The following is a 12,098-nucleotide window of genomic DNA, read 5'->3' as shown; positions in this document are numbered from 1 at the left end:
AAAACCCGACCGATCTTGCATGGGTCAGCGAAAGTTAAACTTGAGGATCAATCACAATGGCTCGGATCGGAATGAATTGAAAGGAGACCCGAAATGGCCGAACTGACCAACGTGGCCTACTTCACTGCAAAGCCGGGCCGCTCGACAGATCTGGGTAAGGAGCTGCTTCAACTCGTTACCCCTTCCAGACGTGAAGCGGGCTGCCTCCGCTATGAGATCCACCAATCCAACGACGTCTCAGACGTTTGGATGGTGCTCGAAGACTGGAGGTACGAATCCGACTTCGATCTTCACATGGGGACGGGTTACGTCCAGGCCTTTATGGCGAAGCTACCGGATCTGTGCTCCGAAGACGTGGAAATTTGCGGCTATCAGCAACGATCCCCGCAGGTCTGAGATAGGAAAGGAGTACATCAAATGGGCACGCAAAACGCAAAAGTCTGGCTCGTGACCGGTTGCTCGACCGGCTTGGGTCGCTACATCGATGAGCATCTCCTGGAAGCCGGCGAAAAAGGTGTGGTCACCGCACGCAAGACCGACAAGGTCGCTGACTTTCAACGGCGAAGCCTTGATCCTGCCCCTCGATGTCATCGACCGCGATCAGTGCCGGCAAGTTCTAGAAGCTGCCAAGGTCCACGTCGGTCGAATTGATGTTGTGATCAATAATGCTGGTATCGACTTCTTCGACGCGATCGACTGATGGACAGGATGCCCGACGCCTATTCGACGCCAATTTCTTCGGCACTGCCAACACCATCGATGCGCTACTTCCGCGCTCTCGCCGCAGTAGCACTATTGTCAATCTGACATCAATCGGCGGCATAGTCGGCTATACCGGCGTTGGGTATTATTGCGCGACGAAATTCGCAGTCGAAGGCCTGTCGGATACGCTTCGGGCAGAAGATCCTCTCGGCGAAGCGTTTCGAAGGAAAAGTCGCCATCGTAACGGGGCGGGAACTGCACGGAAGGTGGCCCTGAGTGGGGCAAAGGAATAACGACAAATGCCCGGGCGTTGTGCCTGGGCTTTTGACTGTCGTTGTTCGTCCGATTAGCGGCGGGCGTCGAGACTGTATCGTCCCGCGCCGAACGCGACCACCTGCAGCAGACCACCGGCCATCGCGATATTCTTGAAGAAGTGGATGAACTGGTTCAGGTCGCCGAGGTTGTTGTGGAACGTGACGGCCGTTGCGACACTGAAGAATGCAAGAATAAGGGCCACGACGCGTGTCTGGAAACCCAGGATGAGCGCGAAGCTGCCGATGACTTCCGTCACCACCGCGGCGCCGTAGGAAAGAGAAGGGAAAGGCAGACCCACCATGTTGATGTAGCCGATCGTACCAGCCGGATCGGAAATCTTGCTGATGCCGGAAAGAAGGAAGATTGCGGCCAGAAGGACACGGCCCGCAAGCGGTGTCACACCGTTGATCAGGGCCGATTGGGAAATGGTTTCAACGCGTTGAGCGATTGCATCGGAATAGGGCATGGACGTTCTCCTGAGTTGGGCGTAGCCACCGTGGCTGCGTCTTGAGAAGAAATTGCCATCATCCGATCCAACGAAAAAGCTGGTTAATTTCTCCTATTATCATCGATTTTTTCGAATGGTAGCGACAAAGAAAAACCCGCGCTCTTGAATGCGCGGGTCCGGCTGGAGGGTCGTGTAAATCAGATGACGGAGAGGAGGCCTCCGTCCACTATGAGGGCCGTGCCGGAAACATAGCTCGATAGGTCCGAGCCGAGGAAGGCTACGGCGTCTCCAACCTCCGATGGCCTGCCAAGCCGGCGAAGGGGGGTCCTTTGACGGAAGCCTTCGGAGGCTTGCGCGATCCCTGGGCTTGTGCGGAGAAGCTCGGTGTCGATTGTGCCAGGTGCGACGGCATTCACGCGGATGCCGCCAGGGCCAAGAGCATCGGCCAATGATTTCGCCATGAGCACGACCCCGCCCTTGCTCGTCGAGTAGGCAACCGTGATTCCGGCGCCAGCAATCCCGCCCATGCTTGCCATTAAGACGATGCTGCCCTGTTTACTGAGCGCTTTCATCTGACGGGCGGCAGCCTGGGCACCAAACAGCGGGCCGTCGAGATTGATGGACATCAGCCGGCGATAATCCTCTTCAGGAACCTCGGCGCCATCGGTCCTTAACGTGATGCCGGCGTTTGCGACCATGACGTCGACACCACCGAATTCCTCCGATGCAGCGATCAGGGCGTCATTGTCAGCCTTACGGCTAACGTCCGCCTTTACGAAAACGGACTGCGCGCCGAGCTTCTGGATCTCGCACGCAGTCGGCTCGCCGCCTTCGCGCGGGGCCTCAACGACGTCTGAGACGATGACTGTCTTGGCACCATGCTCTGCTGCCCGAATGGCGATTGCGCGCCCGATACCGCTTGATGCGCCGGTTACGATGACGACCTTGCCGTAAAGAATGTTACTATTGCTCATGATGGTGATCCTTAAAGCTCAGGCACTTTGGGAGCCGAGGGAGGAAGGGCGCCGAGCTGCTGCAGAAGGTAGTAGAGGTTGGCGACACCCCAATGCTCGACGATCTGGCCGTTACGAATGCGCATGGCATCGACCGTTTCGAATTTGATCTTCCGGCCGGTTGGCTCGATCCCAAGAACTACGCCCTTGTGGGTGCCGTGGTAGGTCTTGAAGGTCGTGACAATGTCTCCGTCGACCGCCTGCCAGTGGATCTCGGCACGGAAATCCGGGAAGGCTTCACGAAGGGCGTGATAGAGACGACGCGCACCTTCCTTGTCCGGCGTTCCGCCTGGCTGTGGCGTATGGTCAAGAAAATCGTCGGCGAACAGTTCGTCGAAGAGCTCGAAATCGCCGCCGGACTGCACTTCAAGTGTGTTGCGACGTACGACAGCCTTTGGTGAAGCCTGTTGGTCTGACATGAGATGATCCTTTCTAGCTTCGGAGTCAGAGTTCGAAACCACCGATCGTCATGCCGCCGTCGACGGTCAGCATGTGTCCGGTGACATAAGATGCGGGGTTAGAGGCAAGCCAGATCGCTGCAGCCGCGATCTCCTCGGGCCTGCCGCCGCGTTTGGCGGGAATGGCGTTTCGCGCAAGCGCTGCGAAACCCGGATTCTGCTGGCTGTTTGCCACGACCATTGGAGTTTCGGTCCAGCCGGGTGCGATTGCGTTGACCCGAATGCCATGAACTGCGTTCTCCATAGCGGCAACACGGGTCAGGCCATGCACGCCGTGCTTTGACGCAGCGTAGGCGCTCATCCCACCGGGGCCCGTCAGCGCAGCAACCGAGGCGGTATTGACAATCGCGCCACCGCCACTCCGCTTGATGAGTGGGATCTGGTATTTCATTCCAAGAAATACGCTCTGCAGATTGACAGCGATGACGCGCTGGAAATCCTCCAGCGGGTAATTTTCGATCGGCAGCGCAGGACCAGTGATGCCGGCATTGTTAAAGGCGGCATCGAGCCGCCCCGATGTTGAACCGATCTGCTCAATCCAGCTGCCAACTTGGATTTCGCTCGATACGTCGAGCTCCGTCATGAAGGCCCGAGCGTCTCCAGCCCCGATCAGCTCGGCAGTCTCGGCAAGTCCTTCGGCGTTTCTATCAGCGATATGCACCGTGGCGCCTTCCTGGGCGAGCCCGATGGCTAAGGCGCGTCCAATGCCTGAACCTGCTCCTGTGATGGCTGCTACTTTCTTGGCGAAAAGTTGAGACATAACTTCCCCTTGCCAGCGGCGCTAAAGGCTGGTCCGCTTGGAGGTTGATATTTTTGGGCGGGTTAGCGGCGTTAGCCACGAGCTGCGACAAGGGCCGCGGCAGTACGGGCGACCAGTTCGCCCTGATGGTAAGCACCTGCCAGATCGATTTGGGAAGGCTTACGGGAACCGTCGCCTCCGGCCACGGTCGTTGCGCCATAAGGGGCGCCGCCAACAATCTCTTCCATGTTCATCTGGCCCTGATGGCTGTAGGGCAGGCCGACGATAACCATGCCGAAATGCATGAGGTTGGTAATGACTGAGAACAAGGTGGTTTCCTGCCCGCCATGCTGCGTGCCTGTCGACGCGAACGCGCCACCTACCTTGCCGTTCAGGGCGCCGCGTGCCCACAGACCGCCGGCCTGGTCGAGAAAAGCTGCCATCTGCGACGACATGCGGCCGAAGCGGGTTCCCGTGCCGACGATGATTGCGTCGTAGTCGGCCAGCTCTGCAACGGTTGCGACTGGCGCATCCTGGTCAATTTTGAAATGGGCTTTTTCGGCGATTTCGAGCGGCACAGTCTCCGGCACACGCTTGATCGTGACCTGTGCGCCGGTGTTGCGAGCGCCCTCTGCGATCGCGCCTGCCATGGTTTCGATGTGGCCGTAGGACGAGTAGTAAAGAACGAGTACTTTGGTCATTGTGCGTCTCCTTCGAGTTGGTTTCGATGAAGACAAACTGCAGGGTTCCAGCATTTCGAAACAGCCGGATAAAATGATCTCTTACGTTCGAAAAATTAGAAAAGTCGACACGCCCCCGCCGCCACCTTTGAAGCAACCCCGTCTGTCGACGCGTTCGCTTTGCGCACCACTGCCGATCTTGAAAAATAGAATGTATAAAAAAGGCGGCACTCGGAGCGCCGCCTCGGTTTTCGTTAGGCTTATTGCCACGTCGTGACCGGCATTGACTTCATTTTCTCGACGTCCTTCCTTGGCGGCAGTCCGAACATCCGCGCATATTCGCGCGAGAACTGAGACGGGCTGTCATAACCGACGTTGAAGCCGGCCGACGCAGCATCAAGGGCCTGTGCGATCATCAGTCTGCGCGCTTCCTGGAGCCGGATTTGCTTCTGATACTGCAGGGGACTCATCGCGGTGACCGTTTTAAAATGATGGTGGAACGACGAAACGCTCATGTTCACTTGCGCTGCGAGATCTTCCACTCGTAAAGCGCGGTCGTACTGGCTCCTGATAATCGCGACCGCCTTGTTGATCTGGCTGAGCTTGCTCTCCGCGATGGCAATCTGCCGAAGACGGTCGCCCTGGTCGCCCAAAAGCAGGCGATAGATGATTTCCCGTTCGGCAAGGGGCGCCAGCACGGCGCGATCGCTGGCGCGGCCGGATTCCAGAAGTTCCGCCAAGCGGATGACGGCGTTAAGAAGCTCTGTCGGCACGTCGCTGACTGCAATGCCTCGCTGCGGCTCCTCGTCGCGAATGCCCCCGGGAATGGCTGCGCCGATCACATCAGCAATCGCTGCAGGTTCGAGATCGAGCCGCAGACACAGATAGGGATGATCGCTGGACGCGTCGAGGATTTGACCCGCGATCGGCAGATCAACGCTCACGATCAGGAACTTCATCGGCTCGTAGACAAAGGCCTCTTCCGCAAGTCTCGTCTGCTTACGTCCTTGCGCTACAAAACAAACGGCAGGCTTATGGAGGAGAGGAATTGGCTCAGTCGGCGTGACCGACCGAAGAATGTTCAATCTTGCAATCCCGGTTTCAGTTACGCCATCGATCGTCGCATTGTTCGCCAGGATACCGGCCAGCCGTTCAATCATTCTGTTTCTCAAATTACCGGGCAACTACCAGAAAACCTATCGGCATTCGGTGGCGCCGACAATCCTGTTCAGCTTAGCCCCAACTTAGCCGCCGACCTGAGCGATAACCTCTCGCCTCCTGCCCGAAACAGACTTTTGGGGTTCGCGTTTTCAACAGTTCCAGCTGTTCGGATGGCAGTTCGCCTTACTCCTAGATCTGCGAGACTATCGTCAGGGAGCATAGATAGCGCGTGTTTCGTTCTTCTCAGCGGAATGCCCCCATGGTGCCCTCAAAGGTTGCAGATACCTATGAGGGATGCCGCCCGCAGAGGGGCGGCCCCGATCATCAATCCTTGAGCAGGCTCAGAGCGACCAGCGGACGTCCGAACTGCTGAAGGGAGCCAGATGTGTTCAGCGTCCCCAGGTCGGTAGGCGCAAAGCCTAAGGTCGCGATGAGGTTTGAAACCTGTCTGTTGGCTTGGGAATGATTGCCCGAAAGGAACAACACCCGCTTTCCGGTACCCTTGTTCGGATCGGCTGCCAACACCGCTGCTGGAAGGGTGTTGAATGCCTTGACCAGCGTCGCGCCGGGAAAATACTCAGCTACTACCTCCGACGAGAGGCGGCCACCGAGATCGCGAGGGGTGAAAGCTGGGAAGTCGATCGCATTCGTGGCATCGACGATAATACGGCCATTCCAGTTCGTGAGGGTCTTCGACACCTCTGGTACCGCGTCATAGGGGACTGCGAGGATGATGACATCGCACTGAAGCGCGTCCTTTAGTTCGACGGCCTTGACCGTGCTGCCAAACTTGTCGTTGATAATGGTGAGCGAGAAGGGGCCGCGGGTATTGGCGATAACTGCTGCCACCCCGGCTGCATGAAAGCGTTCCGATAGAGCCGAGCCGATAGCGCCCGAGCCGATGATTGCATATGTGGTCATCGTGGTTCTTCCGTTGTTGGGATGGATGTTAAGGTTCAGCTGAAGTTGTCGGGCAGAGGAATGAACTCGTCGTCGCCCGGTACTCCCGGAAATCGGCGTTTCCGCCAGAGATCTGCAGCGTGCCGGATGCGTTCTTGATCGGTGGCGACGAAGTTCCAGCGAATGAAGCGTTTCTCCGGAAGCGGTTCCCCGCCAAACGCCAGAAAGCGCGAAGCCTCGTTGGCTTTAACGACGATCTCGGCGCCAGGCTTGAACACGATCAAGCGATCAGGCCCGAAAGTGCCGTCCTGCCCTGCGACCTCGACAGATCCGCTCACCACGAAGATGGCACGCTCCACATGTTCACCATCAATCCTGTATCGGCCTCCTGCCTGAAGCTGGATCTCGGCCGAGAACAGGTCTGAGAATGTGGCTGCGGGAGATTTGCTGCCGTGGAGTGTGCCCGCCAGGAGTTTCATCGTGATCCCGTCGCCATTTACGCCGGGAAGTGTATCTGCAGCGAGATGCTGAAATAGCGGGTCGGTTTCTTCATACTGCCGGGGAAGGGCTATCCAGCTCTGCAAGCCCGTGAGTTTGCCGCCCGTATGGCGCACGTCATCCGGTGTCCGTTCGGAATGAACAATGCCTGATCCCGCCACCATCATGTTGACTTCACCGGGACTGATAGACTGAACGTAACTTTCGCTATCCCGATGCAACAACTCGCCTTCAAGAAGGTAGGTGAGGGTGGAGAGGCCTATATGCGGATGGGGCCGGGTATCGATACCTTCGCCCTCGCCAAACCTGACGGGACCGAAACTGTCGAGAAAGATGAATGGACCGACCATCTGCCGCATCGCCGCCGGAAGGGCACGGCGAACAGAAAAGCCACCGAGATCCCGCGTAGAAGGCAATATCACCTGTTCGATGTCAGCTGTGGATAGATACGACATTGTCGTCTCCGGGTGGGTTCGTTTCAATGTCTGAAACCTAGTGCCGCTGGACGTTTCGGAAAACTCAGATAATTTCGGCGAAAACGGTCGAGGAAATCGAAATGTCAGATCCGGGTCAGCCCACGCTTGATCAGCTCCAAGTCTTCATCACAGTTGTCGAAACAGGCAGTTTTGCAGCCGCGTCGCGAAAGCTGAACCGGGCGACTTCGGTGATCAGCTACACCATCGCCAACCTCGAGGCACAGCTGGGCGTCACACTCTTTGACCGGCTTTCGACCAAGAAGCCTCAGTTGACGTTGGAAGGCCGAACTGTCCTCGCTGAGGCTAAAAGCGTCGCCCATGGGATCGATAACCTCCGCGCTAAAGTCAAGAGCATGCTGCGCGGTGTGGAGCCGGAAGTTCATCTTGCGCTCGATGTCATGCTTCCTGCAGCGCGCGTCATGGACGCGCTTAAGGCCTTCAGACGGGAGTACCCGAGCGTGTCGCTGCGGCTGTATGTCGAAGCCTTGGGAGCCGTCACCCAATTGGTGCTGAACCGGACAGCGACTATCGGCATCAGCGGTCCCCTGGATGTGGAGATAGCAGGCCTGGAGAGGATCGGCGTCGGCTTCGTGAAGCTTATACCCGTGGCATCGCCAGAACATCCCCTCGCCGGCAGCTCACATCCGCCAGGTGCTGCACGCGGCCATATCCAGCTTGTATTGACCGACCGATCACCGCTCACACAGGGCCACGAGTTCGCAGTGGTCGGCAACCACACATGGCGGCTCGCCGATCTGGGTGCGAAACACATGCTTCTCAAGGAAGGTATCGGTTGGGGGAATATGCCGGAACCTATGGTATGCGATGATATCGTAGCGGGGCGACTCGTCCAACTCGACCTTCCTGATTGCAAGGGCGGCCCCTACCGTCTTCAAGGGGTCTATCGCACCGACACGCCGCCCGGCCCTGCCGCTCGGTTCCTGCTAGACCACTTTCAGAGCCAGGATACCGATGATCCCATCGCAGCCGACTAGAGCTTTGCAAGAATGAGGCAAGGAGCAGGTAGCAAACATCTACCGCTCCAGAGTTCGCCGACGGTAGCTTTTCGTGCGTGCGCATGGCGTCATGATACGCAACATGATCCTCTTCACCAAAGATGGCATCGACAATCTCAAAAACATCATCAAGGTCCGCACGGACGCCGACGACGCATCACCAAAAACGGTTCCTTGAACCAGTGTGCCAGCACCCCATGCAATGCCGCCTTTGAATTCATCGAGGCGATCACGACGACACCTCGGCTGCGATTACTTAATCTGCACATCGAATGGACAAGCTGTCTGCTCACGTGCCGGATTTTCCGGCAATCTGGTCTCCTGGCATAGGTTCGAGCGCCGCAGCCAGGATGTTACCGCCTGGCCCGGCTTTTGCTTCCTCCTTCTGAAGCACGAACTCAAGGATTGGGCAGACGATGTGGAATGGATTGTTGCTATCGCTGTTGCTGAGCGTTTCGATAGGGTTCAGTGTCAAGGGAGCGACTTCCGGATTGAACGAACATGTTGAGGAGGCGCGCGGTAACGCGGTGCGGACAACAGTCCACACATCCGTCGGCCTGACTGCGCTCGGTCTGGTGTTCAGCTATCAAGGCCTCTGGCTTGGCGTCGCGGCGGTGTTGTTTGGGATCGGGCTTTCGCTCGTGGCCGCCCGACTGGTTTCGCCTACGATCTCGCTCGTCATCTCGACTGTGGCTCTCTGCTCCTACCTTCACCTGGCGGGCCCGTTAGTTTTAACCGTTTGACCGCCGGCCGGAGAACCGGCGCGATTTCGAGCACTGACCTCATGTTCGCAACCGCGTCCTCACCTCGGTCACGACCGCGTCCATGGCAATGTCGTGCCATTGCGGACGGATACTCTCCATCTTCTGCAATTCGAACCCCACCCCGATCACAAGGGGCTTTGGTGTGAGACCGGCGAGCGTACGGTCATAATAACCGCCGCCATAGCCCAGACGGAAACCGCCTTCGTCGAAACCCACCACAGGTGCGATCACGATCGAGGGTTTGATATCCTGCCCGGCGGCCGGTATCGGTATGCCCCACACGCCCCTTTCCAGCGGTTCACCCTGTCGCCACGATCGAAAGCTTAATGGCCGCGCATTTGCGACAACCACCGGCAACAGGCAGTTGGCGCCACGGGCAACAAGCGCGTTCATCCAGGGACGTAGATCCGGTTCGCCCCGAAACGGCCAGTAAAGAGCGATCGCCTTGCCTTCAACGTCGGGCAAGAGTGCATCAATCGCTGCTTGGATAGCCTGCGTCCACGTGGCGCGTTCCGCGGCAGATCGTGTTTGTCTTGCATTGATGAGCACTTGACGCTGTTGGTGGCGCCAAACATAGGTCGAAGCTGGGTTTGCCTGCTCGAGTCCCATATATGCAGCATCTACCTCGCTCATGAGACATGGGGGAGACGAATAGGTCGGCGGAATGTCGTCCTCATTGTTCCGGTTCATGATCGTCTGCCTTTCTCCTGATCTCGCGAAGTTTCGAAATTCAGTTCCTGCGGTCGCCTTGATTATCATTCCGATTTCAAGAACAATAGGGCAGTTTCATTCTTCTTGCAGGCTAAAATGGACTTCACGAGCCTTGAAATCTTTCTCGCTGTCGCCGAGCATGCCAGCGTGACGCGCGCTGCCGTCGCGGCCGAACGCGCGCCTTCCAACGTGACGAACCGCATTCGCGCACTTGAGGAAGAGCTGGGCGTTGAACTCTTCAGTCGCGAAGGCAAGAAGATGACCCTCACGCGGGATGGCCGCCTGTTTCGCTCATATGCCTGCCGTCTGATTGCGCTTGGGAAGGAGGCACGCAGTGCGTTGAACCCGACGCGCATGCCAAATACGCTCCGTCTAGGCACTATGGAAAGCACGGCTGCCGCGCGCCTGCCCCTGGTGCTGCAGGCGTTCAACCTGGCTCACCCGGATATCTCCGTGCGGTTGACAATGGGATCGTCAGAGGAATTGACCCGGGCCGTCCTCGCCGAGGAAATCGACTGCGCGTTGATCGCACGGATGCCGATCGACATTGTCGATGCGCCGTCAGACCTGCCCGGTGATCTTGACGCTGAGCCGATATACCGGGAAGAAGTTCTCATCGTGCTGCCGGCGTCCCACCCGCCGATCGCGACGGTTGCGGACGTGCGCGTTGCTTCCCTTGCGGCGCTTGAGCCCGGCTGCACCTACCGGCGCATGGCGGAGAAATGGACCAGGTCAGCCGGATCGATTACAACCACGGAAGTCTCTTCATATCATGCGATTTTGGCGAGCGTCGCGTCCGGCGACGCGATCGGCGTGGTGCCGAGATCCGTATTTGATCTCATGGACTGGGGGGCGGTCAGGATATACCCGTTGCGCGATGTTGAGACGTTGCTTGTGAGCCGCAAGGACAGACGCTCTCCGGCGGTCGAGATCCTGCATCAAGCGATGCTGGCCAATCTCGGCTCATACGCACACTGACCTTCTCGGCTGGCAGCCGGCTGGACCGATTCTTACATGCACTGCCAAAAACGGAAACTTCCATGGACGCTTCACCCAACATCGTGCCTCCTTCAAAGCCGCCCCGCCGTTTCTTTGTGCCAATTCTCGCCGGGGCGACACTGCGCGAGCGCCTTGTTGGCTGCCTCGGGGCGCTCGTTGGTATTCTGCTGACCGGCATGATCAGCGGCAGCGTCTTTGGTGGCGGTGCCAGTCTTCCTCTGATCGTGGCGCCCATGGGTGCATCCGCCGTTCTCCTGTTCGCCGTGCCGGCCAGCCCGCTTGCTCAACCCTGGTCGATTATCGGGGGCAATACGATCTCGGCCTTTATCGGCGTCCTGTCGGCGATGCTGGTGCCCGATCCGCTGATCGCGACGGGTATCGGCGTCGCGCTCGCGATCGCTGTGATGTCGTTTGCCCGCTGCCTCCATCCGCCAGGCGGTGCAGCGGCCCTGACCGCGGTGCTTGGTGGGCCGGTCGTTGCAAGTTGGGGGCTTTTGTTCCCGCTGGTGCCCGTCGCGCTGAACTCCTGCCTGCTGGTCGGGCTTGGCGTGCTGTTCCACAAAGTGGCGAGACGCAACTATCCACATGTTCCGGTGCCCGTTGCAAACGCGCATCAGACGGTTGATCCGCCTTCGGATCGGCGCGGTGGTTTCACGGGCGCAGACGTCGACGCTGCACTCGAAGCGCTGGAGGAAACATTCGATATCACCCGGGACGATCTCGAACGGTTGTTGAGGCAGGTCGAATTGCAGGCTGCGATCCGCGCGACGTCGAATATTCTGTGCAGGGATATCATGTCGCGCGACGTCATCAGCGTCCGGGACAGTGACGACAGCGCGTTGGCGCGCTCGCTCTTGCTCAAGCACAATGTTCGCGTCCTGCCAGTCAAGGACATCGACAACCGGCTCGTCGGCACCGTTGGGCTCAGGGAGCTTTCAGACCCTGACGTCCTGCTGTCGGACCATCTCGCTGTTCCCGTAATCGCCGGCCCCGATGATCGGGCGATGAGCCTGCTGCCCGCCTTGACCAGTGGCACAATTCACGCCGTCATCATCGTTGACAATCATAGTCGTGTTCTGGGGCTGATTTCGCAAACCGACCTGCTTGCAGCCGCAGCGAAGGCAATCCCCGACCGCGAAATTGCGGGCCGAGTGGCAGTGTAACGCCATTGCCGACGGCAAGTCTCTCTCCTCTATTTTTCAGGTCATGCAGTTATAC

General features: G+C 58.3%; 15 protein-coding genes and 1 pseudogene. 6 read left to right on the top strand and 10 right to left on the bottom strand.

Annotation, left to right across the window (positions count from 1 at the left end):
• Positions 1-93: 93 nt before the first annotated feature.
• Together ASD03_RS22090 and ASD03_RS41340 are read left to right on the top strand one after the other, a co-directional pair.
• Complete coding sequence (locus ASD03_RS22090) at positions 94-396, top strand: putative quinol monooxygenase (RefSeq protein ID WP_057216321.1); 303 nt, start codon at positions 94-96, stop codon at positions 394-396.
• 21 nt (positions 397-417) lie between these two features.
• Positions 418-914: pseudogene (locus tag ASD03_RS41340) on the top strand (SDR family NAD(P)-dependent oxidoreductase); the annotation flags it as partial.
• A gap of 134 nt (positions 915-1,048) precedes the next feature.
• Here ASD03_RS41340 and ASD03_RS22080 read toward each other — a convergent pair.
• The 8 genes from ASD03_RS22080 to ASD03_RS22045 form a co-directional block, all read right to left on the bottom strand.
• Positions 1,049-1,483 (bottom strand): DoxX family protein, encoded by a 435-nt coding sequence (locus ASD03_RS22080; RefSeq protein ID WP_057216318.1) that lies wholly within the window; start codon positions 1,481-1,483, stop codon positions 1,049-1,051.
• Between the two features lie 179 nt (positions 1,484-1,662).
• Positions 1,663-2,439 (bottom strand): SDR family oxidoreductase, encoded by a 777-nt coding sequence (locus ASD03_RS22075; protein ID WP_057216315.1) that lies wholly within the window; start codon positions 2,437-2,439, stop codon positions 1,663-1,665.
• Positions 2,440-2,450: 11 nt separating this feature from the next.
• Positions 2,451-2,897, bottom strand: coding sequence for an ester cyclase (locus ASD03_RS22070; protein ID WP_057216313.1), 447 nt, complete (start codon positions 2,895-2,897; stop codon positions 2,451-2,453).
• 25 nt (positions 2,898-2,922) lie between these two features.
• The gene (locus ASD03_RS22065) at positions 2,923-3,696 is read right to left on the bottom strand and encodes an SDR family NAD(P)-dependent oxidoreductase (protein WP_057216310.1); all 774 of its coding nucleotides are present in this window, start codon (positions 3,694-3,696) and stop codon (positions 2,923-2,925) included.
• Between the two features lie 71 nt (positions 3,697-3,767).
• Positions 3,768-4,376: an NAD(P)H:quinone oxidoreductase gene (gene wrbA, locus ASD03_RS22060; RefSeq protein ID WP_057216307.1), complete on the bottom strand. Its 609-nt coding sequence runs from the start codon at positions 4,374-4,376 to the stop codon at positions 3,768-3,770.
• 239 nt (positions 4,377-4,615) lie between these two features.
• Positions 4,616-5,515, bottom strand: a complete 900-nt coding sequence (locus ASD03_RS22055; RefSeq protein ID WP_057216303.1) for an AraC family transcriptional regulator — start codon at positions 5,513-5,515, stop codon at positions 4,616-4,618.
• 325 nt (positions 5,516-5,840) lie between these two features.
• Positions 5,841-6,437, bottom strand: coding sequence for an NADPH-dependent F420 reductase (locus tag ASD03_RS22050; RefSeq protein WP_057216300.1), 597 nt, complete (start codon positions 6,435-6,437; stop codon positions 5,841-5,843).
• Positions 6,438-6,472: 35 nt separating this feature from the next.
• Positions 6,473-7,369: a pirin family protein gene (locus ASD03_RS22045; RefSeq protein WP_057216297.1), complete on the bottom strand. Its 897-nt coding sequence runs from the start codon at positions 7,367-7,369 to the stop codon at positions 6,473-6,475.
• A gap of 101 nt (positions 7,370-7,470) precedes the next feature.
• Here ASD03_RS22045 and ASD03_RS22040 point away from each other — a divergent pair, with 101 nt between their 5' ends.
• A complete protein-coding gene (locus ASD03_RS22040; protein WP_057216295.1) occupies positions 7,471-8,385 on the top strand; it encodes a LysR family transcriptional regulator in 915 nt (304 codons plus the stop codon).
• A gap of 310 nt (positions 8,386-8,695) precedes the next feature.
• On the opposite strand, the gene ASD03_RS22035 is transcribed toward ASD03_RS22040, so the two are convergent.
• Positions 8,696-8,881 carry a hypothetical protein gene (locus ASD03_RS22035; protein WP_057216292.1) on the bottom strand — a complete coding sequence of 62 codons (186 nt, stop codon included), beginning with the start codon at positions 8,879-8,881 and terminating at the stop codon, positions 8,696-8,698.
• A gap of 16 nt (positions 8,882-8,897) precedes the next feature.
• Between ASD03_RS22035 and ASD03_RS22030 the strand changes: the two genes are divergently transcribed.
• Complete coding sequence (locus ASD03_RS22030; RefSeq protein ID WP_057216289.1) at positions 8,898-9,149, top strand: hypothetical protein; 252 nt, start codon at positions 8,898-8,900, stop codon at positions 9,147-9,149.
• Between the two features lie 39 nt (positions 9,150-9,188).
• Here ASD03_RS22030 and ASD03_RS22025 read toward each other — a convergent pair whose 3' ends face one another.
• A complete protein-coding gene (locus ASD03_RS22025) occupies positions 9,189-9,929 on the bottom strand; it encodes a 5-formyltetrahydrofolate cyclo-ligase (protein ID WP_348523278.1) in 741 nt (246 codons plus the stop codon).
• Positions 9,930-9,977: 48 nt separating this feature from the next.
• Here ASD03_RS22025 and ASD03_RS22020 point away from each other — a divergent pair, with 48 nt between their 5' ends.
• Together ASD03_RS22020 and ASD03_RS22015 are read left to right on the top strand one after the other, a co-directional pair.
• Complete coding sequence (locus tag ASD03_RS22020) at positions 9,978-10,859, top strand: LysR family transcriptional regulator (RefSeq protein ID WP_057209172.1); 882 nt, start codon at positions 9,978-9,980, stop codon at positions 10,857-10,859.
• Positions 10,860-10,921: 62 nt separating this feature from the next.
• Positions 10,922-12,043 (top strand): HPP family protein, encoded by a 1,122-nt coding sequence (locus ASD03_RS22015; RefSeq protein WP_057216286.1) that lies wholly within the window; start codon positions 10,922-10,924, stop codon positions 12,041-12,043.
• Positions 12,044-12,098 lie beyond the last annotated feature (55 nt).

It is taken from the genome of Ensifer sp. Root127 (assembly GCF_001425225.1).
GTDB classification, from domain to species: Bacteria; Pseudomonadota; Alphaproteobacteria; order Rhizobiales; family Rhizobiaceae; genus Ensifer; species Ensifer canadensis.
This window is presented reverse-complemented; position numbering and strand designations above follow the sequence as displayed.

Coding starts and splice junctions, on each gene's coding strand:
- ASD03_RS22090 (WP_057216321.1), top strand. CDS start 94: ATGGCCGAACTGACCAACGTGGCCTACTTCACTGCAAAGCCGGGCCGC.
- ASD03_RS22080 (WP_057216318.1), bottom strand. CDS start 1,483: ATGCCCTATTCCGATGCAATCGCTCAACGCGTTGAAACCATTTCCCAA.
- ASD03_RS22075 (WP_057216315.1), bottom strand. CDS start 2,439: ATGAGCAATAGTAACATTCTTTACGGCAAGGTCGTCATCGTAACCGGC.
- ASD03_RS22070 (WP_057216313.1), bottom strand. CDS start 2,897: ATGTCAGACCAACAGGCTTCACCAAAGGCTGTCGTACGTCGCAACACA.
- ASD03_RS22065 (WP_057216310.1), bottom strand. CDS start 3,696: ATGTCTCAACTTTTCGCCAAGAAAGTAGCAGCCATCACAGGAGCAGGT.
- wrbA (WP_057216307.1), bottom strand. CDS start 4,376: ATGACCAAAGTACTCGTTCTTTACTACTCGTCCTACGGCCACATCGAA.
- ASD03_RS22055 (WP_057216303.1), bottom strand. CDS start 5,515: ATGATTGAACGGCTGGCCGGTATCCTGGCGAACAATGCGACGATCGAT.
- ASD03_RS22050 (WP_057216300.1), bottom strand. CDS start 6,437: ATGACCACATATGCAATCATCGGCTCGGGCGCTATCGGCTCGGCTCTA.
- ASD03_RS22045 (WP_057216297.1), bottom strand. CDS start 7,369: ATGTCGTATCTATCCACAGCTGACATCGAACAGGTGATATTGCCTTCT.
- ASD03_RS22040 (WP_057216295.1), top strand. CDS start 7,471: ATGTCAGATCCGGGTCAGCCCACGCTTGATCAGCTCCAAGTCTTCATC.
- ASD03_RS22025 (WP_348523278.1), bottom strand. CDS start 9,929: ATGATAATCAAGGCGACCGCAGGAACTGAATTTCGAAACTTCGCGAGA.
- ASD03_RS22020 (WP_057209172.1), top strand. CDS start 9,978: ATGGACTTCACGAGCCTTGAAATCTTTCTCGCTGTCGCCGAGCATGCC.
- ASD03_RS22015 (WP_057216286.1), top strand. CDS start 10,922: ATGGACGCTTCACCCAACATCGTGCCTCCTTCAAAGCCGCCCCGCCGT.